This window comes from Streptomyces sp. NPDC006463, assembly GCF_042870715.1.
Classification (GTDB): domain Bacteria; phylum Actinomycetota; class Actinomycetes; order Streptomycetales; family Streptomycetaceae; genus Streptomyces.
The window spans coordinates 191,378-213,017 of the sequence record NZ_JBIAHP010000011.1; the positions used below are offsets into that span (position 1 = coordinate 191,378).

The window sequence follows — 21,640 nt, forward strand, 5'->3', positions numbered from 1 at the left end:
GCTCCTGTCAAGTGACGAGTAGCCGGGACTGGGGCTACGTCCCCCCTCGGGGCCACGGTGGCAATCGACCTTCCTGCGCAAGAGCAGGAGCGATACGCCATCCGCATCGGAGACCCTGAATGTCCCGTCGTCCACGGGGACGCTTCGTCACCGGCCGTCCCCGCCTCGTGCTACTCGCCGCGCTCGCCTTCCTCCTGCTGTCCGCCGTGTTCGGTGCGGACGCGACCGGCCGTCTGAAGACGCAGGGATACGACGATCCGCGGTCCGAGTCCAGCCGTGCCGCCCGCGTGGCGGCCGAGCACTTGGGAGCGTCCCCCAACCTGGTCGTCGTCGCACAGGCCCGCAGCGGTTCCGTCGACGGCCCGGCGGCCCGGGATGCGGGCGAGGGCCTGACCAGACGCCTCGCCGCCGAGCCCCACGTGAGCGCCGTGACCTCGTACTGGACCGCCGACGCCGCGGAACTGCGCAGCCGGGACGGCCGTGCGGCCATGCTGGTCGCACACGTGGACGGTGAGGGCGAGCAGCTCGGAACGCGCGTCAAGCAGCTGAGCAAGGAGCTGACCGCCCCGACGGCTTCCACGACGGACCTGACCGTGCGTGTGGGAGGGACGGCGCTCGTCGACGCCGAGCTCCAGGACATCTCTGAGTCAGACCTGAAGCGGGCCGAGGCCGTCGTCCTGCCGGGAACCCTGATCCTGCTGGTCCTGGTGTTCGGCAGCGTGGTGGCCGCCGCGCTGCCCCTGCTGATCGGGGTTCTGGCCGTCGCCGGTACGCTGCTGGTCCTGAGCGTTCTCGGCGCCGTCACCGATGTGTCCGTGTTCGCGCTGAACCTCACGACGGCCCTCGGCCTGGGGCTGGGCATCGACTACGGTCTGCTGATCGTCTCGCGGTTCCGTGAGGAGCTCGCCAAGGGATGCAGGCCGCGCAACGCCGCCATCCGGACCGTTCGCAGCGCGGGCCACACGATCGCCTTCAGTGCCGCGACGGTCTGCGCCGCGCTCGCGACGCTGCTCGTCTTCCCGCCATATTTCCTACGCTCCTTCGCCTACGCGGGCATCGCCGTCGTGGCGATCGCGGCGGTGAGCGCCGTGACCGTACTGCCGGCCCTGCTCACGCTCCTCGGCAAGCGGGTGAACGCCTGGCCCGTGCCGTGGCGCCGCCGGGCCCACGCCGGCTCGCGGTCGCGCCTGTGGGAAGGGCTCGCGCGGATCGTCGTACGCCGCCCGCTGATCGCGGCGCTGCCCGTGATCGGCCTGCTGCTGGTGCTCGCCGCGCCGTTCGCGCACGCCGGTTTCGCCACCCCCGACGACCGGGCGCTGCCGGTGAGCTCGTCCAGCCGTCAGACCGGCGACCTGGTGCGCGACGCGTTCGAGATGAAGGGTTCCAGCGCGCTCACGGTCGTCACCACGGGTACGGCGTCCGCGTCGGCGCAGGAGGACTACGCCCGTCGGCTGTCCGCGCTCCCGCAGGTCGCCCAGGTCGTGGGGCCCGGCAGCAGCTTCCGGCACGGCGAGAAGGCTGTGCTCTCCGGCGGCGGCGGAGACACGGCCGGGCCCGCCGGCACCGGCCAGGCCCCGCTCTCCGTGGTGCCGCTGGCCGACCCCCGGTCGCGCGCGGCCCAGCAGCTCGTGCACGACATCCGGACGACTCCCGCCCCGGCGGGCACCGACGCCCTCGTCGGCGGACAGAGCGCGGTACTGGTGGACGCCAAGGACACGGTGGCAGACCGGATCCCGCTGGCGCTCACCCTGATCACCGTCACCACGTTCGTGCTGCTGTTCGGCTTCACGCGCAGCCTGCTCCTGCCGCTGAAGGCGATCGCGCTGAACGCCCTGGGCCTCGCGGCCGTCCTCGGCGCCATGGTGTGGATCTTCCAGATGGGCCATCTGCACCACCTGCTCGATTTCACGCCCGGACCGCTCAGTACGACGATGCCGGTGCTGCTGTTCTGCATCGTCTTCGGGCTCTCGGTGGACTACGAGGTGTTCGTCCTCGCGCGGATCAAGGAAGCGCACGACGCCGGGCAGGACAACGCCCGCTCGATCGTCTCGGGCCTCGCCCACACGGGCGGCATCGTCACGACCGCCGGCGCCCTGCTCGCGTTCACCCTGCTGAGCTTCGGCACCTCCCAGGTCTCCCTCCTGCAGTTCTTCGGGATCGGCGCAGGCCTCGGAGTCCTCCTCGACGCCACGCTCGTACGGGGCGTCCTCGTACCGGCGCTCATGCGCCTGGCGGGTGGCCTGAACTGGTGGGCGCCGCGATTGCCGAGGCTCAAGGCGCCGCGCCCGGCGACCCGCCCTCCCCCGGCCGTCCCCCCGGACTCCGTCCGGGGAGCCCCCCGGAAGCACCCCTCCCTCCCCACCTATTTCCATCCCCCGACCCCGCGCGCCGCTGACCACCAGGGCGCCTGCCCCGTCCCCGTCCCCGCGCCCCGGCTGCTTCCCGTCCAGGGCATCACGACCAAGGAAGAATCATCATGACCGACATCGCCATCACCGGACTCGGCTGCCGCTTCCCCGGCGCCCCCGACATCCGCGCCTACTGGAACCTCCTGCTGAGCGGAGAACGGCAGTTCTCCTCCGTTCCGGCGGCACGCTGGAACCACGAGCCCTTCCACGAACCCGGCAACACTTCGGCCCCCCATGCCTCCTACACCGATCAGGTCGCCTTCCTGGACGACGTGGACCGCTTCGACGCCGTGCACTACGGGGTTCCGCCCTCTCGTGCCCAGGCCATGGACCCGCAGCACCGGCTGATGCTCGACGTCGCCCGCGAGGCCCTCGACGACGCGGGGCTGGGCCGCGGCGACTTCGACCGGGAGAACACCGGGGTCTTCCTCGGGATTTCGGTGTCCGACTACAAGGAGCTCATGGCGGTCCCCCTCCGGGCCATAAGCCTGGCCGAGGAGTCGCACGCCGCAGACCACCCCGGCGGCCTGGACGCCGCCAAGGAGCAGGCGCAGCGGTTCGGCACCCTCCATGCCTTCAGCCTGCCCGGGAGCCTTCTCAACATGGCGTCCGGTGCCGTCAGCCGCCAGTTCGACCTCGGCGGCCCCAGCTTCGCGGTCGACGCCGCCTGTTCCGGCTCACTGGTCGCCCTCGACCAGGCGATCGCACAGTTGCGCCAAGGCACCTGCCGGATCGCCGTCGTGGGCGGCGTGTACCTCAACCTCACCCCCGACAGCCTGGTCGGCTTCTCCAGGCTCCGCGCGCTGTCCGCCACCGGGGTGTGCCGTCCGTTCGACGAAGGGGCCGACGGCTTCGTCCTCGGCGAGGGCGCCGGTGCCGTCGTCATACGGCCGCTCGCCGACGCGCTCACCGACGGCGACCGCATCTACGCGGTGATCAAGGGCATCGGCTCGACCAACGACGGCGCGTCTCCCGGACCGCTTGCCCCCACTCCCGAAGGCCAGCTGCGCGCCATGCGCCGCGCCTACGACGACGCCGGTGTCGCCCCTTCTTCCGTGGCCTTCCTGGAGGCCCACGGCACCGGCACCGCCGTCGGCGACCGCGCCGAGGTGGAGGCGCTGCGCCGGCTGCGCACCGAGTACCCCGACGACGACCCGTCCCTGTGCTACCTCGGCGCCGGCAAGGCCCTCATCGGGCACTCCCTGTCCGCGGCGGGCATCGCGGGCCTGATCAAGACGGCCCTGGTCGTCCACCACGACACGATCGTGCCGCAGCCGGACACGACCCCTCATTCGGACCTGGGCATCTCCGCCGCGGGCCTGCGCTTCGCCGACACCGCGCGGCCCTGGCCCGACTGGGGCACCCCGCGGCGTGCCGCCGTCAGCTCGTTCGGGTTCGGCGGCACGAACGTCCACGTGGTTCTGGAGGAGCGGCCCGCCGCCCCGGCTCCCGCCGACAGCCCGGTACGCGCCGAAGGCGCCGGGCCTCAGCTCGTCCTGCTCTCCGCCGGCAACCCCGAGCTGCTGGACCGGTACATAGGCGACGTACTCGACACCGTGGACGTCACGCCCCGCCCGCCGATCGAGGCACTGGCCCATACGCTGGGCTCGCGTGTGCCGTTGACGACCCGGCTCGCGATCGTGGCCGCCGGCACCGACGAGTTCGTGCAGCGGCTGCGCCAGGCCCGCCGGCAGCTCGCCGAAGGCGCCAGGGGCGATCTCGGTGACGGCGCCTTCGCCGCCGACGCCCCGCTGCCGGCCGCGCGGCGCCGCATCGCTTTCGTCTTCCCCGGTCAGGGCAGTCAGCGGCCGGGCATGATGCGGGACCTGTACGAGAGGTTCGCCGGCTTCCGGGCAACCGTCGACGCCCTGGGCGCCGTGGCCCGGCGGGAGGCCGGCTTCGACCTCACCGATCTGCTGTACGGCGAGGCCGCGACGACCCGTGGCGACACCGAGGAACTCAGGCGGCGGCTCGCCGCCACCGATGTGTGCCAGCCGCTGCTCGGTACCGTCCAGCTGGCCGCCACCCGTCTCCTCGCCGACTGCGGCGTCACTCCCGACCTCACCCTGGGTCACAGCCTGGGAGAGTTCGCCGCGGCCGCGGCGGCCGGAGCGCTCACCGCCGAGGACACCGTCCGGCTGCTGGTCCGCCGGGGCGCGGCCCTCCGACGGGCCGAGCCCGGCCTGCGGGGCGGGATGCTCGCCGTGCAGAGCGACAAGGAGACCTGCCGCCGGCTCAGCAACGGCATCGACGACGTGTGGCTCGCCTGCTTCAACCAGCCGCGGCAGGTGGTGGTCAGCGGCACGCCCGGAGGACTCGCCGCCATGCGGCAGGTCTGCGCCGAGGCGGGGATCGTGACGGTGCCACTGGAGGCGTCGATCGCCTTCCACTCGCCGCGTCTGGTCTCCGCCGACGAGGCCATGCGCGCGGACCTCGCCGTCCACCCCGTCGCCAGCCCCGCCCTGCCGTTCGTCTCGTCGGTGGACGCGGCGGTCTGCACCGACCCCGACCGGCTCCGCCTGCTGTGGGCCCGTCACACGTCCGCGCCGGTCCACTTCGACGGTGCCGTCCGTACCGCCTACGACGAGGGGGCCCGCGTCTTCCTCCAGGTGACCGGCGGCAACTCGCTCCTCACCTCGGTCCGCCGCAACCTCACCGGTCACGACGACGTTCACGTCGTCCCCGTCGCGGGGGTGGAGCCGGACGGCGGACACGGTTTCGTCCGCGCCCTCGCACGGCTCGCGGTCCTGGGCGCCCCGGTCGACGCGCGCGCTCTGGTTCCCGAGGAAGACCGACGTCTGATCGACCTGCCGGTGGCGAGGCTCGACGCCCAGTCCTACTGGGTACGGACCGGGCGCCCCGCAAGGCAGGCCGCCCCCGCCGCCGCCCTCCCGCCCCAGCCCGCACCGCATCAGGAGACCCCGATGAACAACCCGACGTACGACCGGACGGACGCTCCGGTGAACGACGCCATGAGCGAACTGCTCCAGCTGGTCCAGCAGCAGGTCAGCCTGCTCACCCAACTCGGCAAGGCGCTCACGGCACAGCCTCCCGCCCCCGCTGTCCCCGCTGTCCCCGCTGTCCCCGCCGGCCCGCCCGCTCCCCCGGCCCCGGCCCCGGCCGCCGAGGAACCTTCGCCGACCGGGGGCATCGACGAGGTCACGGACGAGCTCACGGACCGGGTCACGGGCGAGGTCACGGACCAGGTCACCGACGAGGTCACCGACACGGTGCTCGCGCATGTGGCCCGGATCAGCGCGTTCCCCGTGAGTCATCTGCGCGACGACCAACTGCTGATCGACGATCTCGGTTTCGACTCACTGATGCTGACCGACCTGTTCACCTCCCTCACGCGGCAGTGGCCGCGGTGGACGTTCGACGACAGGGCCGCCGACCGGCCGACCGTCGGGAGCATCGCCGCGATGATCGCGAACGACTACGCGGACACGACACCGGCGGCGGTCCCCGGACAGCGCGCCGTCCACGGCGACGAAGCCCCGCCGGCGCCGCCCGCCGACCTGCCCGCCGTCCCACCGCCCGCCGGGCCGCCCACGGACCGGCCCGCGCCCGAAGCCTCCGCCACCGCCCCGCTCCCCGAAGAGCACACGCGGATTGACCGCTTCCCGGAGGTCACCGCCCACGACGAGCGCATCGCCGCGCTCGCCCGGACGGGGCTGCCCAATCCGTACTTCCTCGTCCACGAGCGCGGCATGACGGACACGACGGTCGTCGACGGCCGGGAGCTGCTCTCCTTCTCCAGCTACAACTACCTGGGCATGGCCACGCACCCCCAGGTGAGCGACGCGGCCAAGGAGGCGATCGAACGCTGCGGCACCTCGGTGTCCGCCAGCCGGCTGCTGTCCGGTAGCCGTCCGCTCCACCTGGAACTGGAGACGGAACTCGCCGGCCTGCTCGGATGCGAAGACGCGATCACTCTGGCCAACGGGCACGCCACCAACGTCACCGTGATCGGGCACCTCGTCGGAGCGGGGGACCTCGTCATCCACGACTCCCTCGCCCACGACAGCATCCTGCAAGGCTGCAAGCTCTCCGGCGCGACCCGGCGGCCGTTCCCCCACAACGACGCGGCCGCCCTCGACGCCATCCTCGGGCAGGTCCGCCACCAGTACCGGCGCGTGCTCGTCGTCATCGAAGGCGTGTACAGCATGGACGGCGACATCGCCGATCTGCCCGCTCTCGTACAGGTCAAGCGCCGGCACGGCGCGCTGCTGATGATCGACGAGGCGCACAGCATCGGAACGATCGGCGCGACGGGGCGCGGGATCGGCGAGTACTTCGGCGTCGACCGGTCAGCCGTCGACCTGTGGTCGGGCACCCTGTCCAAGGCGCTGGCGAGCTGCGGTGGCTACGTCGCCGGGATGCGCTCGGTCGTCGAGTACCTGCGCTACACCGTTCCGGGCTTCGTCTACAGCGCCGGCATGACCCCGGCCGACACCGCGGCATCGCTGGCCGCCCTGCGACTGCTGCGGGCCGAGCCGCAGCGCGCGGCCCGTCTCTCGGAGAACGCCGCGCTGTTCGTCCGCCTCGCGCGGGACGCGGGCGTGGACATCGGCGACAGTCACGACACGCCGATCGTCCCGTGCATCGTCGGGGACTCGCTGCGGACCGTTCGACTGGCACGGGCCCTGTTCCAGCGGGGCATCAGCGTCAACCCGATCCTCTATCCGGCGGTACCCGAGGAGATGGCCCGGCTGCGCTTCTTCATCACCTGCGAGCACACGCCCGACCAGATCCGTCAGGCCGTGACCGCGCTGGAGCACGAGCTGCGGCACCCGGCCACGGCCGCTGTCGCCTGACCCCCGCCGCCATGCCCACCGTATTCCGGTCGATCGCGCCGGGTCGGATCCACCGATGGGGCGGGGCCGGCCTCATCGTGGCCCGGCGCTCGGAACTCCATGGGGCTCCGCCCCTCTCGCGGGCCGAGCAGCGCGTGGTCCACGCGCTGCCGGCCTGGCGGCAGGCCGAGTGGCTGGCCGGCCGTCTGCTCGCCAAGCGCCTGGTCGGCGAGGTCGTCGGGGCGCCGGGGAACGAAGTGGAGGTCCTTCCGCGTGACGACGGCAGCCCGTACGTCGTCGTCGGCGGCAGCCCGATGCCCGCCCTGCACGTCTCCGTCAGCCACACCGCCCGCCATGTCGCCGCGGCCCTCGCACCGGAACCGGCCGGTGTGGACCTGTGCGAGACCGGCTCGGCCGCCGTGGTACGCCGCGTCGCGGACCGCGTCCTCTCCCCCGAGGAACTCTCCCTCGTCGGCACGGACCGGCCCGAGGCCATGGCCGGCGCCTGGGCCCTGAAGGAAGCCGCGGTCAAGGCCGACCGGAGCGGCATCTTCGGCGCCGCTCCGCGCCGCATCGTGATCCTCGGCCTCCGACCGCCCGCGCTCAGTGGCCGACGCCGCGCGATGGTGTGGCGGGCGGGGGACGCGGTCGTCGCCCTTGTCCTGGCGCATCCGGCCACGCCACCGGGCCTCCCGGCGGCCCCCTTCTCGGGTCCGGACGGCTGAGCGCCCCCATGACCGGACTGCGTTGGTGCTCCTTGCCCCGCCGGATGATGCTTGTCAGTGGAGCCCCTGGCCGTACAGGTCCCGTGGGACAGCGGGCAAGGAACTAGCGAGGGCGAGATGAGCGGCGATGGAGCGACTTCCCACCTCTCCTGGTGAGGGGCCGGCGCAGTCGAGCGCCTCCCATGAGTCGGCGTACACGGCCACGGCCACCATCAGTGAGCAGGGCATCGTGACCGAGTGGAGCGAGGGAGCCCTTCGACTACTCGGCTACGTATCCTCCGAGGTCGTGGGGCTGTCCGCCGCCCAGCTGCTCGCCGATGACGTCGGCGATACGGCGCGTCGGATCCCGGCCGAGCAGGAACGGTGGAGCGGGACCGTGGCGCTGCGGCACCGGGACGGACGGCGGCTGGAACTGGGACTGCTCGCGCACCGCTGGACCTCCGCCGGCGGGAGCACCAAGTGGTTCGTGGTGTCCGCCGTGACGGGTGGGGAGTCGCACACGTCCTGGGGGGATCCGCTGAACGAGTGGGCGTTCACCCAGTCCCCCTGCTTCCTGGCGGTCTTCGACGAGGACCTGCGGCTGGTGCGGGCGAATGCCGGCATGGAACGCACGCTGGCCCTCACCGAGGCCGGGATGCGCGGGCTGCGCCTGCCGGAGATCGCGCCGGATCCCACGAGCGACGAGACCGAGCGGAAGATGCGCCTGGTGCTGGAGACCGGTGAGCCCCAGTCCGTGGACGCCTTCGTCCGCCCCACGGGTGCGAGCGCGGAGCGCAGCTGGACGACGTCGCTGGCCCCTCTTCGGGACCCGGACGGCCGGGTGCGCGCCGTGTGCCTGGCCGCGCACGACAGGACCGGGATCGAGGTCGACCGGCAGCAGATGCTCCTTCCGAACGCCGTCGGCGCCATCGGCACCACCCTGGACGTCGCCCGCACCGCGCAGGAGCTGGCGGAGGCCGCCGTCCCCCGGCTCGCCGACTTCGCGGTCGTGGACCTGCTGGAACCTCCCCCGCGCGGCGACGAGCCGTCCCCCGGTCCGGTGACCGGGCCGGTGACCGTGCGCCGTACCGCTGTGCGGCCGGTCCTCGAGGGAGGCGCGGAGTCCCTGGTGCAGGTCGGAGCGACGGTTGTCTATCCGCCGCTGTCGCCTCCCGCCGAGTGTCTGGCCGCAGGCCGTGGCGCCGTGTACGGGACGGCCGACGCTGCCGTCGCCCGATGGCTGTCCGAGGACCCCGGGGCAGCCTGGATCAGTGAGACCGGGACCCACTCGATGGCCGTGGTGCCGCTGCGTGCCGGGGGCATCACGCTCGGCCTGGCCGTCTTCGGCCGTCACCGGCGCCCGGAGCCCTTCCAGCCGGAGGACCTGCGGCTGGCCGAGGAGATCACCGACAGAGCAGCCGGCGGCATGCACACCGCGCACCGGTACAACCGGGAGCACACCAACACGATGACGCTGCAGCGCAGCCTGCTCCCGCAGGCGCTGCCCGATCACGCGGCACTCGAGATCGCCTCCCGCTACCTGCCCGCCGGTGGCCAGGCCGGCGTGGGCGGCGACTGGTTCGACGTGATCCCGCTGTCCGGCGCGCGGGTGGCCCTGGTCGTCGGCGACGTCGTCGGCCACGGCATCCGTGCCGCCGCCACCATGGGGCGGCTGCGCACCGCGGTCCGTACCCTGGCCGACGTCGACCTGCCGCCCGACGAGCTGCTCACCCACCTCGACGACCTCGTCATCCGGCTGTCCGCCGACGAGGCCGCCGACCAGGAGGCCGCCGGGGAAGCCGCCGCCCTGGGCATCGGCACCACCTGCCTGTACGTGGTCTACGACCCGGTCACCCGCCACTGCACCGTCGCCCGGGCCGGCCACCCCCCGCCCGCAGTGGTCTCCCCGGAAGGTTCCGTCTACCTCCTCGACGTCCCGGCCGGCCCGCCCCTGGGCCTGGGGGGCCTGCCCTTCGAGACCGTCGATGTCGAGCTTCCCGAGGGCAGCGTCCTCACCCTGTACACCGATGGTCTGCTTCAACCCCGCGACCACGACATCGACGACGCCCTGGACAGCATGTTCGTAGCCCTCAGCCAGCCCGCCTCCACGCTGGAGACGGTCTGCGACCGCGTGCTGACAGCTCTGCTGAGCCATCCTCCCGATGACGACGTCGCCCTGCTCGTCGCCCGGACGCGGGCCCTCCATGCCGACCGGGTCGTCGTCCTGGACCTGTCCTCCGACCCCTCCGTCGTCGCCCAAGCCCGTCGGCACGCGAGCGACCAGCTGACGGCGTGGGGGCTCGAAGAGGCCTCGTTCGTCACCGAGCTCCTGGTCAGCGAACTGGTCACCAATGCCATCCGGTACGGCCAGCCGCCCATCCAGCTGCGGCTGATCCACGAGAACAGCACCCTGATCTGCGAAGTCTCCGACGCGAGCAATTCCGCCCCGCACATGCGGCGGGCGCGGATCTTCGACGAGGGAGGGCGGGGGCTGCTGCTGGTCGCCCAGCTCGCCCAGCGCTGGGGCACCCGGCACGCCCCCATCGGCAAGACCATCTGGGCCGAGCAGTCCCTCGTCGGCTACTGAGGCTCCGGTTGCAGGAGGACGGTCCCTGTGACACGCCTGTGACAGTCGGCGGACACGGTCATGAAGTCCTGCGGCCAAGCTTTTCAACAAGGGCAAAACCGGCATTTAGGTACAAGCCCCCCTGCTTTCAAGGGTGCGAGCAGTGATGACCGATCCGATCCGTCGGAGGAGATCTCATGAGCCTCGCACTCGCCGCGCCGCACACCGAAGCCCCTGCGCCCGCCCCCGCACTCGCCCCGCGCGAGCAGGAGGCACTGCGACACATCGCCGCCGGGTGCACCTACCTGCAGACGGCCCGCCAGATGGGGCTCTCCAAGCACACGGTCGACGCCTACCTCCGCCGCATCCGGGCCAAGCTGGGCATCAACAACACGGCCGAACTGACCCGGCTGGCCGTCTCCCTGGGCCTGTGAGCGGAGTGTCCTAAGACCCGCCGGACGGGCCGCGGAAGACCGGCATGGCCCAGGCGGGAGGATCCGGCGGCGGTACGAGGGTCCCCGATGTCCCGGGAGACCGGGGAACCACCCGGGCCGGCTGATCGACCTGCGCGCCGACGCCGCTCGCGGTGGCGGCGCGCAGGGCCGCCACGAATTCCAGGCAGGAGCCGTACCGGTCCTCGGGGACCTTCGCCAGCGCCTTCGCCAGGACCTCGGCCGCGGCGGGTTCGATCTCCGGCCGCTTCTCGGTCAGGGGAGGCGGCGGGTCGTACTGGTGGGCCCACAGCAGCGCCGCGGCGTCCCCGTCGCGCTCGAAGGGCGGCCCGCCGGCGAGTGTTTCGTACACGACGCAGGCGAGGCTGTAGAGATCGCACCTGCCGTCCACCGGCCTGCCGGAGATCTGCTCCGGCGCCATGTAGTCGAGCGTGCCGACGAATTCCCCCGCGGTGGTGAACCCGGTCAGCGACAGCGACTTCTTCGTCAGTCCGAAGTCCGTGAGATAGACGTGCTCGGGGTGCTCGCTGTCGGTTCCCGCGGCGACCAGGATGTTGCCGGGCTTGACGTCCCGGTGCACCAGATCGTGCTCATGGGCCGCGTCGAGTGCGGATGCCACCTGGGCGGCGATGCGCAGGGCGGTCGGAACGGGGAGCGGGCCCTCCCGGTCCAGCAGGACCCGCAGGTCCGGACCGGGGACGTAGCGCATCGCGATGTACAGGACGCCTTCGATCTCGCCCGCTTCGAAGATCGGCACGATGTGCGGGTGGTCGATCGACGCGGCCACCCGCGATTCGTGGGTGAAGCGGCGTCGGAAGGTGTCGTCGCGGGCGCGCTCGGGGGCGATCAGCTTCAGCGCGACCGTACGGTCCAGGCGCAGGTCCTTCGCGCAGTAGACGACGGCCATGCCACCACGGCCCAGCAGCCGCTCGACGCGGTAGCCGGCGATCTGCTGCCCGATCAGGCCGGAGGCCCGGCCCGTGTACGCGCTCAGGTTCGATGCCGTGCCCATCAGGCACCCCCTCACCCGGCCGGCCCGGCGGCACCTCGGCGCCGCTGCCGTGCCCTTGGGCGAAGGTTGCCGATCATGCCGACCCCGTCCTCGATGGTCCGCGGCCGGCCCCGCACGGGGAACCGCTCGACGCGATGGCGCCGACTCGGACGCGGTCGACGCGACAGGCCGCCTTTCCTTCTCTGAAAGTCTATCCAGGATCCACCCGAGTGCCCGTTCAGCACGCCATCCGGTACGACGGCACCCCGCTTTTACCAAGATTGATTTTCGGCGTCAAGTCACGTTTTCAAGTGGCGTGACGCACTTCCCTCGGCAGGGTTTATTTGAAGTACGCCCTCACCGGGGAATCCCCGGAGGAAATGAGGTCGAAATATTATCCCGGCCCGTTTCCCCGGGGCGGTACAGAACCCTTCTTTTACACCGAATGGAGAATTCCCATGTTCGAGCTTTTCTCGACCCGTCGTGTCGTTCTGGCCGGAGCTTCCCTGGCGCTGGTGGGTGGCGGTATCGCCCTTCCGGCAACCGCGATGGCCGCCCCGGCCGCCGCCCCGCAGCAGGCCGTCACCCTCGCCCCCAGCGACAGCGCCGACGGCGTCGGTACCGGCGGCGACTCCAACGCCGAGAACACCACGGTCGGTGGTGAGGCCACCGGCGGCGCCGCGAACTCCGGTGTCGGCGAGTGCAAGGGCAAGTGCGAAATCACCACTGGTAAGGCCCAGGGCGGCAACGCCAGCGCCGACGCCACCAACCTGGGCGACGCCACGTCCACGGGCGGTGACGGCACGGGCACCGGCGGCACCGTGAGCAAGGTCAACAAGCAGGTCATCAAGAACCAGATCAAGCAGGACCTGAAGGCGAAGCTCGGTAAGTGAGCGCGCTGACAGCCCCGCGGCCGCCGGGATTCCGTCCCGGTGAGCCGCCGCACCACACAGCAGACGCCGGAGAGGCCCACAGCCTCTCCGGCGTCCGGCTGCTCACCAGGTCGGGGACGACGTGGAGCCGCACCGGTCGAGCACCCAGGAGGGTGCCCGTCTGCTCGTCGTCGACCGAGGGTCACACGAGCGTCCTCGACGACGGACGGAGGCCCTCTGGTCCTCCCGCGTAGATGTCGGGCACCATCGCTGTGCTCGATCCGCTCGACGCACCACCTGCACCGTCCCATCCCGGTCCACCGAGCCGACGGTCACCCCGCAGGAGGCCTCCAGTGAAGACCCGTTCCGTCCTCACCTCTCTCGTCCTCGTCCTCGGCGCGCTCTTCGCACCCGGCTTCGGGGCACTGGTCGCCACGACCGGCGCCCATGCCGCCGTCACCAAGATCAGCCATGCGACCGCGACCTCGATGTTCCGTCAGGTCGGCATCACATGGTCGTCGTCCGGCAACTGCTCCGACCGGAACAACCCGACCTGCACGTCCTTCGAGCAGCTCAACCTCGCCACCGCGCAAGGAGCCCAGACCCTCAAGCGGGCCACCGGGTGCGCCCTCAACATCACCGGCGGGACCGAGACCGGACACGCGAGCGGCACGTACTCGCACTGGAACGGGTACAAGCTCGACTTCGCGAAGGGCACGTGCGTCACCAGCTACATCAAGAACACCTTCACCTACATCGGCGTACGCGGCGACGGTGCGCCGATGTGGCGGTCCGGCTCGGGGAACGTCTACGCCGACGAAGGCAGCCACTGGGACGTCCTCTACTACAACTGCGGCGGCTGCTGACGGCTTTCGGACTTGAGGCGCCTGGCGCCCGCGGCGGGGGTGGCGGCGAGGACGCGCGGGGTACGGTGGCCGGCGGCGGCGAAGGCGGCCGTGACGCAGCCGCCCACCGCGCTCTCCTCGCCGGCCCGCACCAGGGCGATGACGGAGCCTCCGAAGCCGCCGCCCGTCATCCGGGCGCCGAGCGCCCCGGCGTCGACCGCGGCGGTCACGGCGAGATCGGTCTCCGGGCAGGAGACGCGGTAGTCGTCACGGAGCGAGGCGTGGCCTCGGACGAGGATCGGGCCGAGCGCCGCCGCGTTGCCCTCCCGCAGCCGGGAGACCGCTTCGGCGACCCGGGCGTTCTCGGTCACCACGTGGCGCACCAGGGGGACGAGCTCCGTCGGCAGGGCGTCCAGGGCCCGCGGGAGTTCCTCTGCGGACAAGTCGCGCAGGGCCGGCAGGCCGAGCAGTGCGGCCGCGCGTTCGCAGCCCGCCCGCAGGGCGGCGTACGCCCCGTCGCCGAGGTCGTGGCTGACCCTGGTGTCGATCACCAGCAGCCGCAGCCCTTGGCCCCGCAGGTCGAAGGGCACGTGCTGGCGGCTCTCCGGGCTCCGGGCGTCGAGGTGGAGGGCCGCCCCTGCGGTGCAGCAGACGGAGGCCATCTGGTCCATGATTCCGCAGGGGACCCCGACGAAGGCGTTCTCCGCGCGCTGGGCGATCCGGGCCAGTTCGGGCCCGGACAGGCCCAGCCCGTACAACTCGTCGTACGCGACGGCGACAGCGCACTCCAGCGCGGCGGAGGAGGACAGTCCGGCCCCGGTGGGCACCGTGCTGTCGAAGTGGAGGTCCGCGCCCCCGACCGGGTGTCCCGCCTCGGCGAGCGCCCAGACCACGCCGGCCGGGTAGCCTGCCCAGCCGGTCACGGTGCCGGGGGCCAGCGCGGCCACCGCCAGTTCCGTGGTCCGGCCGTCACCTTGAGCGCTGTGCAGCCGCAGCCGGCCGTCCGTACGGCCGCGGGCGGCGAGCAGGGTGCTCTGGGGGAGGGCCATCGGGAGGGCGAACCCGTCGTTGTAGTCGGTGTGTTCGCCGATCAGGTTGACCCGGCCCGGCGCCGCCCAGATCCCGTCCGGAGTGTCGCCGAAGAGCTCTCGGAAGGCGTCCGCCACCCGGTCGGCACGGCTGTCGTCGTCCGACTGGTCCCACTGGTCCGACTGGTCCGTACGGTTCACGACAGGGCCTCCCGAAGTCGCTGCGCGGCCGCTTCGGGGGCCACGTCGTTGATGAAGGCTTCCGTCCCGGACTCCGTCCCGGCGAGGAACTTCAGCTTGTCGGCGGTCCGGCGGATGGTGAACAGCTCCAGGTGCAGGGCCAGGTCAGCACCCCCGGTGCGCGGAGCCTGGTGCCAGGCGGAGACGTACGGCGTGGGAGCCGTGCCCTCCGGCTGCCCGGGGACGGGGAAGAGCCGGTCGAAGCGGCGCAGCAGGTCCAGGTAGATGCCGGGGAACTCGGCCCGCTCGGCCTCGGTGAGGCGGGTCAGGTCGGGAACTCGGCGGTGCGGGTAGAGGTGCACCTCGTAAGGCCAGCGTGCGGCGTACGGCACGAAGGCCGTCCAGTGCTCCCCGGCCGTCACCACGCGCTCGGTGGCGGCGCGGGCGCCCGCCAGCAGGTCCTCGAAGAGGTTGCGGCCGGTGGCGGCGCGGTGGGCGGCCGCGGCTGCGGTCATCTTGACCGTGCGCGGCGTGGTGAAGGGGAAGGCGTAGATCTGGCCGTGCGGGTGAGGGAGCGTCACCCCGATCTCGACGCCCCGGTTCTCGAAGCAGTACACCTGCTCGACGCCCGGGAGGGCGGAGAGTTCCGCGGTGCGGTCGGTCCACGCGTCCAGGACCAGGCGTGCGGCGGCCGGGGTGAGGTCGGCGAAGCGGGCCTCGTGGTCCGGGGTGAAGCACACGACCTCGCAGCGGCCGGCCGCGCCCGCGAGGGAGGGGAAGCGGTTCTCGAAGACGGCGACCTCGTAGTCGGCGGCGGGGATCTCGCCGAGCCTGCCGTCCCGGGAGGGGCAGAGCGGGCATTCACCGGCCGGCGGGTGGTAGGTGCGGCCCTGCCGGTGGGAGGCGATCGTGATCCAGTCGCCGGTCGCCTCGTCCCGCCGCAGTTCCGGGCGGCTCTGCACGCGGTCCAGGGGGCGCAGGTCGGGCGCCTCGCGCACGGCGCTCTCGTCGGTGTCGAAGTAGATCAGTTCGCGACCGTCCGCGAGTTTCGCGAGTGTTTTCTTCACCCGGTAAGAATAAACAGACCTCAACATCAATCACCAGTAAGCATCCAGCGCTGTCGCATAATCCCCCATACTTCAACAACATCGCTGTGCTATCTTGCTGCCTTCTGACCGGATTCGCCGATACCGCGGGAGTGACCGTGGCCGAGCAGGCTGCTCAGCTGGCCCACCAGCGACGTGCCCTCATCCTGGACGCGGTCCGCCGCGACGGCGCGGTACGCGTGGCGGACCTGGTCGGGCAGCTCGGCGTCTCGGACATGACGATCCGCCGGGACCTGGATGCCCTCGCCCGGCGCGGCGCCGTGGAGAAGGTCTACGGCGGGGCCGTCGCCGCGGCCGGGGCCAGTGGCCACGAGCCGGGATTCGACGCCAAGGCCGACCTGGAGGGCGCCGCCAAGGCCGCCATCGCGGAGACGGCCGCGGCCCTGGTGGAACCGGGGAGCGTGGTCGCGGTCTCGGGCGGCACGACCGCGCACGCGGTCGCCGCCCGGCTCCTCGGCGTCCCGCGGCTCACGATCGTCACCAACTCCCTTCCGGTGGCGGAGCTGGTGCGGGAGGCCGGCCGGGATCCGGCGGCCGGTGCGCCGGCCCTGCTGCTCACCGGCGGCTCCCCCACCCCCTCGGCCGCGCTGGTCGGTCCGCTCGCCGACCTGGCGATCGGTTCCCTCCACGTGGATCTGCTCGTCCTCGGCGCGCACGGGGTGACGGAGGAGGCCGGGCTGACCACCCCCAATCTCATGGAGGCACAGACCAACCGGGCACTGGTCGCCTCGGCACGGCGGGTCGCCGTGGTGGTCGACCACAGCAAGTGGGGGGTGGTCGGGCTGAGCGGTTTCGCGGCGCTGGACCAGGCCGACTGGTTCGTCACCGACGCCGCGATGCCCGCCGCGGCCCGCGCCGTCCTCGCGGACACGGTGGGCGAGCTCCTCGTCGCGGGCGAGCAGCACTGAGCCTCCGCCCTCCAAGATCAAAGAAGAGGACCGGGTTTCGGGAAAACCGGCCGCCTCCTCGCTCCGGCGGCGGTACCGTCGCGCCTACGTGCGGAAACGAACGGGGAGGAGCGGTCATGGAGTTCGAGGTTCGGGTGGAATCCGATCCGACGGGGGCGGACATCCGGAGCCTGGCCGACTGGCTGGCCCGGGACGCGGACGTACGCGAGGCCAAGGCCACCGTCACCGTGCTGGAGTCCGAGCAACGGCCCGACGAGATGGGCCCCTTGGCGGACGCCGTACAGGTCCTGCTTGAGCCGGACGGGGTGCTCGTCGCGGTCGTGACCGCCGTGGGCGTCTGGCTGGAGTCCCGTGGCCGACGCACGCGCATTCGAGTGCGGCAAGGGGACACCGAGGTGGAGATCGACAGCGCCGACGTGGACGACCCCGAGGCGGTCGCCGAGTCGATCCTCCGGGAGATCCAGGAGAAGTGATACCGAACGACTTCCCGGACCTGTCGCAGTCGGGCGCCGTACTCGTAGGGATCGATTCGTTCGAGCACGACAGGCTCCCGGACCTGCCCGCCGCTGCGAACAACATCGACCGCCTCCGGTCGATCCTCTCGGATCGCACGATGGTCGGTTTTCCCGCGGACCGTGTGGACGTGGTGGGCGCCGACGCCCGGCCCGCCGAGGCAATGGCCACCCTGGAGAAGTCGGCGAAGGGCGCCGAGGACGTCCTCCTCTTCTACTACTCCGGCCACGGCGTGCTCGTGGGAAGCCAGTCCGAACTGCACCTGACGTTCCGTGACAGCGATCCGGGGAGGGCCTGGACGACCCTCCCGTTCTCGTACGTCGCCGATGTCGTCAAATCGGCTCCGGCGCCCGTCAAGATCATCGTTCTGGACTGCTGCTTCAGCGGCCGCGGCGCGAAGGACCTCATGGGCGACGAGGCTTCGGAGATCTCGGACCAGTTGAAGGCGGAGGGGGTCTACGTCCTCACGGCGACTTCCGGCACGAAGAAGGCCAAGGCGCCGATCGGCGCCCGGTACACGGCCTTCACCGGGGCGTTGCTGGAGGTGATCTGCGAGGGGATTCCCGGAGCCGGCGCGGGACTTTCCATGGAGTCCCTCTACCAGGAGACCCGGCAGCGCATGCGCCGCAGCAACTGGCCGCTGCCCGAGCAGTACAACACGCACAGCGCCAACCGGACAGTGATCGTCAGGAACGTCGCGCACGGATCGGGGACCGGCTCTCCGGACCATCCGCGGAGACTGGACATGTCCCGGTCCCGGGCCGTCGTCGTGGAGTCGTTCCGTTTCGACGACGCCGATTTTCACGATCTGGACGACAGCTACATCGCCGAACTCGACCAGGCCCTGGCACACCCGTCAGGAGCGGGTTTCGCGGAGGAGCACCGGTACGCCCTGCAGAACGCCGGCCGCGACGAGATCATGCGGACCGTCGTGAGGGCGGCAGCGGAGGCGGAGGATCTCCTCCTCGTCCACCTTTCGGGTCACGGCGAGTTGAGCGAGACCGACGATCTCTACTTCCCGGCCAGGGACTCGATAGCGTCGGAGCCCTGGTCGCAGGTCTACATCTCCGACCTGCTCGGGTCCCTCAGGCGCACCGCGGCACATGTGGTCCTCTTCCTCGACTGCTCCTACGCAGGGGCGGTGATGATCGGCGCTTCGAGGCTCGAAGACTGCACCGTCATCTCCTCCTGCGGGCCTCGTCATGCCGCGTTCCTGCACAGCGGCTTCACCCAGACCCTGGTCAGGGTTCTGCGTGAAGGAGTGCCCGACGCGCCTGCCCATCTGAACGCCCTGGACATCTACCGGGAACTCCAGTCCGGGATGGCACGGCAGAAACCCCGCTTGTCGGTGAGCAGTACCACCGGGATGCCGTGCCTGGTCGAGAACCACCACCCCGAAGCGAGACCGCTCACGCCTCACGTGTGCCTGATGGAGCGCTAGCGCGGGCGGCAGCGCCCGGGCGCGGCGTCGGAACCGGACCGGCAGCCCGACCGGGCAGGTGCCCTCGCCGGCGAACCCGACGCGTTCGGCGGCGCCCCGCTCGACGGCGAGGGTGAGGGTGTCGCGCCGCAGCAGCAGCCCTCCGCGTCGGCACTGGATCGCAGAAGATCGGAGACCAGGTGGGGCGCGCGCCTGCCGAAGACCGGGTCGCGGTCACGGTCGCCGTCGCCGGGTTCCAGAGCGGCCGCCATGACCGGACCAGCCCGGCATTGACCGGCGGTGCGGGCGGGACGTTGCCGTACGGCTCGGGAGCCGGCGGCGTGTGGCTGCCCGGGTGGCTGGAGCGCCTGCTGCCGAACGTGGACGTGGAGGGCGCGCGGCTGGACGTCGGCGGGTCCGAAGGGGCCCGGACACGGGACGTGCCGTCGTCGCGCCTGCCTAAGGGCTGTCCCGTACGGAAACGGTTTCCGCTCGGCGGGAACCCCAGCCCCCCGGCATCCGACTCCTGCCACGTGGGAGACGGAGCGTCGTCTTCCCACACGGCGGCGGACGATCGAGGGGCGTGTGATGGGCGGGCTGGATGTGCGCATGCGGGAGGTCGCCTGCCGGCACGGCCGGGTGGAGGCCGTCGCCGACGTGGATCTGGAGATCGCAGCCGGGGAACGCGTGGCACTGACCGGGACCAACGGCTCGGGCAAGACCACGCTGCTGCGTGCCGTCCTCGGCCTGCACCGCCAGGTGACGGGCTCGATCCTGGTCGGCGGCCGGGACACCCGCTCGCCCGCCGAGTGGGCGTGGCGGCGCCGGGCCTGCGCCTGGATCCCGCAGAAGCCCGCCGCCGGCCGCTTCCCCCTCCTCGGCGCCGAACTGCTGGCCGCCGGCGGCGCTCCGGCGGAGGCGGCCGAGGCCGCGGACCGGCTGGGGGTGGGTCCGCTGACCGGGCGGCCCCTGCACACCCTCTCCGGCGGGCAGTTGCAGCGCATGTACCTGGCCCGGGCGATCGGCTGCGTGGCCGGCGGCGCCCAGGTGCTCCTGGCCGACGAGCCCACGGCCGCCCTCGACTTCGACGGCCAGTCGGAGGCCGCGGACGTCCTGGCCTCCTTGCCGGTGACGCTCGTCGTGGTGACGCACGACCGCGCGCTGGCCGAACGCTGCGACCGCGTACTGGAGATGGCCGCGGGCCGGCTGCGGGAGGTCCGGTGACCCTCGCCACCGCCGATCTCGGCACGCTCCTCCACCTGCTGTCCGTCCAGCGGGCCGGCCTGGCCCTGCTGCTGGCCGCGATCGGCCTGCCGGTCATCGGGGTGGTCATCGTCGGGCTCGACATCATGCCGGTCCGGTTCGCGATGATGCACGTCGCGCTGCTGGGCATCGCCGTCGGCCTGCTCACCGGACTCGACCCCACGCTGTGCGCGCTGGCGGCCTGCGCCCTGGCCGGTGTGGGCGTGGCGCCGCTCGCCCGCACTCCGGACGGGCTGTCGGGGGCGATGGGCCTGCTGATGAGCCTGGCCATCGCCGCCGCGCTGCTCGTCCTGGCCGTGTCGGGGGTCAACGCCTCCGGCGCCTTCGCCCTGTTGTGGGGTTCGATCCTGTCGGTGGGCGCCGCCGACCTCGTGGTGCTGGGCGTACTGGCCGTCGTCGTACCCGCCCTCTTCTGGTGGCGCCGGCGCGAGATCGCCCTGCTGCTGTACGACCGTGAGCTCGCGCAGTGCTCCGGGGTCCCGGTACGGGCACTGACCGCGGCGCTCCTGGTACTGGTCGCCGTCGCGGTCGCCGGGGCGATCAAGCTCACCGGCGCTCTGCTCGTCGACGCCCTGACCCTGCTGCCCGCACTCGCCGCGCGCCGCCTGGGCAGCTCGCTGAGGTCGATCACCCTGTGGGCGGTCTGCATCGGTGTCGCGGTGAACCTGACGGGGTTCCTCCTGGCCCTGTGGCTGGACTGGCCGCCGGGTCCCGTCCTCGTCCTGACGGCGGGGGCAGTGGTCCTCGCCGTCCATCTCATACCCGAACGGAGAATCAGCTCATGGCGCGCACCCGCGTCCGTATCCCTTCCCTCCTCGCACTGAGCGCGGCGCTCTTCCTGACCGCCGGCTGCGGGAGTGACGCCTCGTCCGGGAACGGCAAGCACCAGCACGACGGGAAGCCGGTCGTGGTCGTCACCACCACCTGGGAGGGCGCCCTCGCGAAGGCGGCCGGCGCCGAGGACATCAAGGTCATCGTGCCGCAGTCCGTGCATCACGCGCCGGACTACGACCCGAAGCCCTCCGACCTCGCCGCCGTGGCCGAGGCCGACTTCGTGCTGTACGCGCCCTTCGAGCCGTACGCCGCGAAGATCAAGGAGGCGGCCGGTTCCAAGGCGAAGCTGGTCGAGGTGAACCTCGACAACGACCCCGGCAAGGTGAACGCCGAGGTTGACAAACTGGGCAAGCTGTTCGGCACCGAGAGCGCGGCCGCCACGTGGAAGTCGGGCTTCGACGCCGAGTACGCGAAGCTGAACCAGGAACTCCAGGCCGCCTGGCCCGGCGGCAAGAGCCCCTCCGTGGTGGCCCAGGTCTTCACCGCGTGGTCGGCGAAGCTGTCGGGCGCCACCGTGGTGGGCACGTACGGGCCCGAGGCCGTGACCCCGGCGCAGCTCGCCGAGCTCTCCGCGAAGAAGCCGACGCTCGTACTGGACAACGCGCACATGTCCACCGGCACGGTCCTGCCCGATGCGGGCGCCAGGCAGGTGAAGATCGTCAACTATCCGGGTGAGGACCTCGACCTGCTGCCGGTCTACCGCAACGCGGCGGCCGAGCTGAAGAAGGCCATGGCCGGCTCCTGAGCGGACGGC

The 21,640-nt window shown here is 72.0% G+C and carries 16 protein-coding genes; 13 read left to right on the forward strand and 3 right to left on the reverse strand.

Annotated elements, in window-relative coordinates:
- The first annotated feature begins 119 nt into the window (after positions 1 to 119).
- From ACFYOB_RS21645 to ACFYOB_RS21665, 5 genes are all read left to right on the forward strand, one after another.
- A complete protein-coding gene (locus ACFYOB_RS21645) occupies positions 120 to 2,480 on the forward strand; it encodes an MMPL family transporter (RefSeq protein WP_388561735.1) in 2,361 nt (786 codons plus the stop codon).
- Positions 2,477 to 7,225 (forward strand): type I polyketide synthase, encoded by a 4,749-nt coding sequence (locus ACFYOB_RS21650; protein WP_388561737.1) that lies wholly within the window; start codon positions 2,477 to 2,479, stop codon positions 7,223 to 7,225. Before ACFYOB_RS21645 ends, ACFYOB_RS21650 begins: the two co-directional genes overlap by 4 nt.
- Positions 7,226 to 7,236: 11 nt before the next feature.
- Positions 7,237 to 7,929 (forward strand): 4'-phosphopantetheinyl transferase family protein, encoded by a 693-nt coding sequence (locus ACFYOB_RS21655; RefSeq protein ID WP_388561739.1) that lies wholly within the window; start codon positions 7,237 to 7,239, stop codon positions 7,927 to 7,929.
- Between the two features lie 127 nt (positions 7,930 to 8,056).
- The gene (locus ACFYOB_RS21660) at positions 8,057 to 10,495 is read left to right on the forward strand and encodes a SpoIIE family protein phosphatase (RefSeq protein WP_388561741.1); all 2,439 of its coding nucleotides are present in this window, start codon (positions 8,057 to 8,059) and stop codon (positions 10,493 to 10,495) included.
- 176 nt (positions 10,496 to 10,671) lie between these two features.
- Entirely contained in the window at positions 10,672 to 10,908 is a 237-nt protein-coding gene (locus ACFYOB_RS21665; RefSeq protein ID WP_376681750.1) for a response regulator transcription factor, read from the forward strand.
- A gap of 10 nt (positions 10,909 to 10,918) precedes the next feature.
- On the opposite strand, the gene ACFYOB_RS21670 is transcribed toward ACFYOB_RS21665, so the two are convergent.
- A complete protein-coding gene (locus tag ACFYOB_RS21670) occupies positions 10,919 to 11,938 on the reverse strand; it encodes a serine/threonine-protein kinase (protein ID WP_388561743.1) in 1,020 nt (339 codons plus the stop codon).
- Positions 11,939 to 12,375: 437 nt separating this feature from the next.
- On the opposite strand from ACFYOB_RS21670, the gene ACFYOB_RS21675 reads away from it, so the two are divergent.
- Together ACFYOB_RS21675 and ACFYOB_RS21680 are read left to right on the forward strand one after the other, a co-directional pair.
- On the forward strand, positions 12,376 to 12,810 hold the full coding sequence (locus ACFYOB_RS21675) for a hypothetical protein (protein WP_388561745.1): 435 nt from the start codon (positions 12,376 to 12,378) through the stop codon (positions 12,808 to 12,810).
- A gap of 332 nt (positions 12,811 to 13,142) precedes the next feature.
- Entirely contained in the window at positions 13,143 to 13,655 is a 513-nt protein-coding gene (locus ACFYOB_RS21680) for a hypothetical protein (RefSeq protein ID WP_388561747.1), read from the forward strand.
- Here ACFYOB_RS21680 and galK read toward each other — a convergent pair.
- Positions 13,634 to 14,863 (reverse strand): galactokinase, encoded by a 1,230-nt coding sequence (gene galK / locus ACFYOB_RS21685; protein WP_388561749.1) that lies wholly within the window; start codon positions 14,861 to 14,863, stop codon positions 13,634 to 13,636. The genes ACFYOB_RS21680 and galK overlap by 22 nt on opposite strands.
- A complete protein-coding gene (galT, locus tag ACFYOB_RS21690) occupies positions 14,860 to 15,909 on the reverse strand; it encodes a galactose-1-phosphate uridylyltransferase (RefSeq protein ID WP_388561751.1) in 1,050 nt (349 codons plus the stop codon). The genes galK and galT overlap by 4 nt, the downstream gene beginning before the upstream one ends.
- Before the next feature lie 137 nt (positions 15,910 to 16,046).
- Between galT and ACFYOB_RS21695 the strand changes: the two genes are divergently transcribed.
- From ACFYOB_RS21695 to ACFYOB_RS21720, 6 genes are all read left to right on the forward strand, one after another.
- A complete protein-coding gene (locus ACFYOB_RS21695) occupies positions 16,047 to 16,856 on the forward strand; it encodes a DeoR/GlpR family DNA-binding transcription regulator (protein ID WP_388561753.1) in 810 nt (269 codons plus the stop codon).
- Between the two features lie 116 nt (positions 16,857 to 16,972).
- Positions 16,973 to 17,329, forward strand: coding sequence for a hypothetical protein (locus ACFYOB_RS21700; RefSeq protein WP_388561755.1), 357 nt, complete (start codon positions 16,973 to 16,975; stop codon positions 17,327 to 17,329).
- Positions 17,326 to 18,810 carry a caspase family protein gene (locus ACFYOB_RS21705; RefSeq protein ID WP_388561757.1) on the forward strand — a complete coding sequence of 495 codons (1,485 nt, stop codon included), beginning with the start codon at positions 17,326 to 17,328 and terminating at the stop codon, positions 18,808 to 18,810. Before ACFYOB_RS21700 ends, ACFYOB_RS21705 begins: the two co-directional genes overlap by 4 nt.
- A 567-nt stretch (positions 18,811 to 19,377) precedes the next feature.
- A complete protein-coding gene (locus tag ACFYOB_RS21710) occupies positions 19,378 to 20,013 on the forward strand; it encodes an ATP-binding cassette domain-containing protein (protein ID WP_388561759.1) in 636 nt (211 codons plus the stop codon).
- Positions 20,010 to 20,876 (forward strand): metal ABC transporter permease, encoded by an 867-nt coding sequence (locus ACFYOB_RS21715; RefSeq protein ID WP_388561761.1) that lies wholly within the window; start codon positions 20,010 to 20,012, stop codon positions 20,874 to 20,876. Before ACFYOB_RS21710 ends, ACFYOB_RS21715 begins: the two co-directional genes overlap by 4 nt.
- Positions 20,834 to 21,631: an ABC transporter substrate-binding protein gene (locus ACFYOB_RS21720; protein WP_388561763.1), complete on the forward strand. Its 798-nt coding sequence runs from the start codon at positions 20,834 to 20,836 to the stop codon at positions 21,629 to 21,631. Before ACFYOB_RS21715 ends, ACFYOB_RS21720 begins: the two co-directional genes overlap by 43 nt.
- The last annotated feature ends 9 nt before the right edge of the window (positions 21,632 to 21,640 follow it).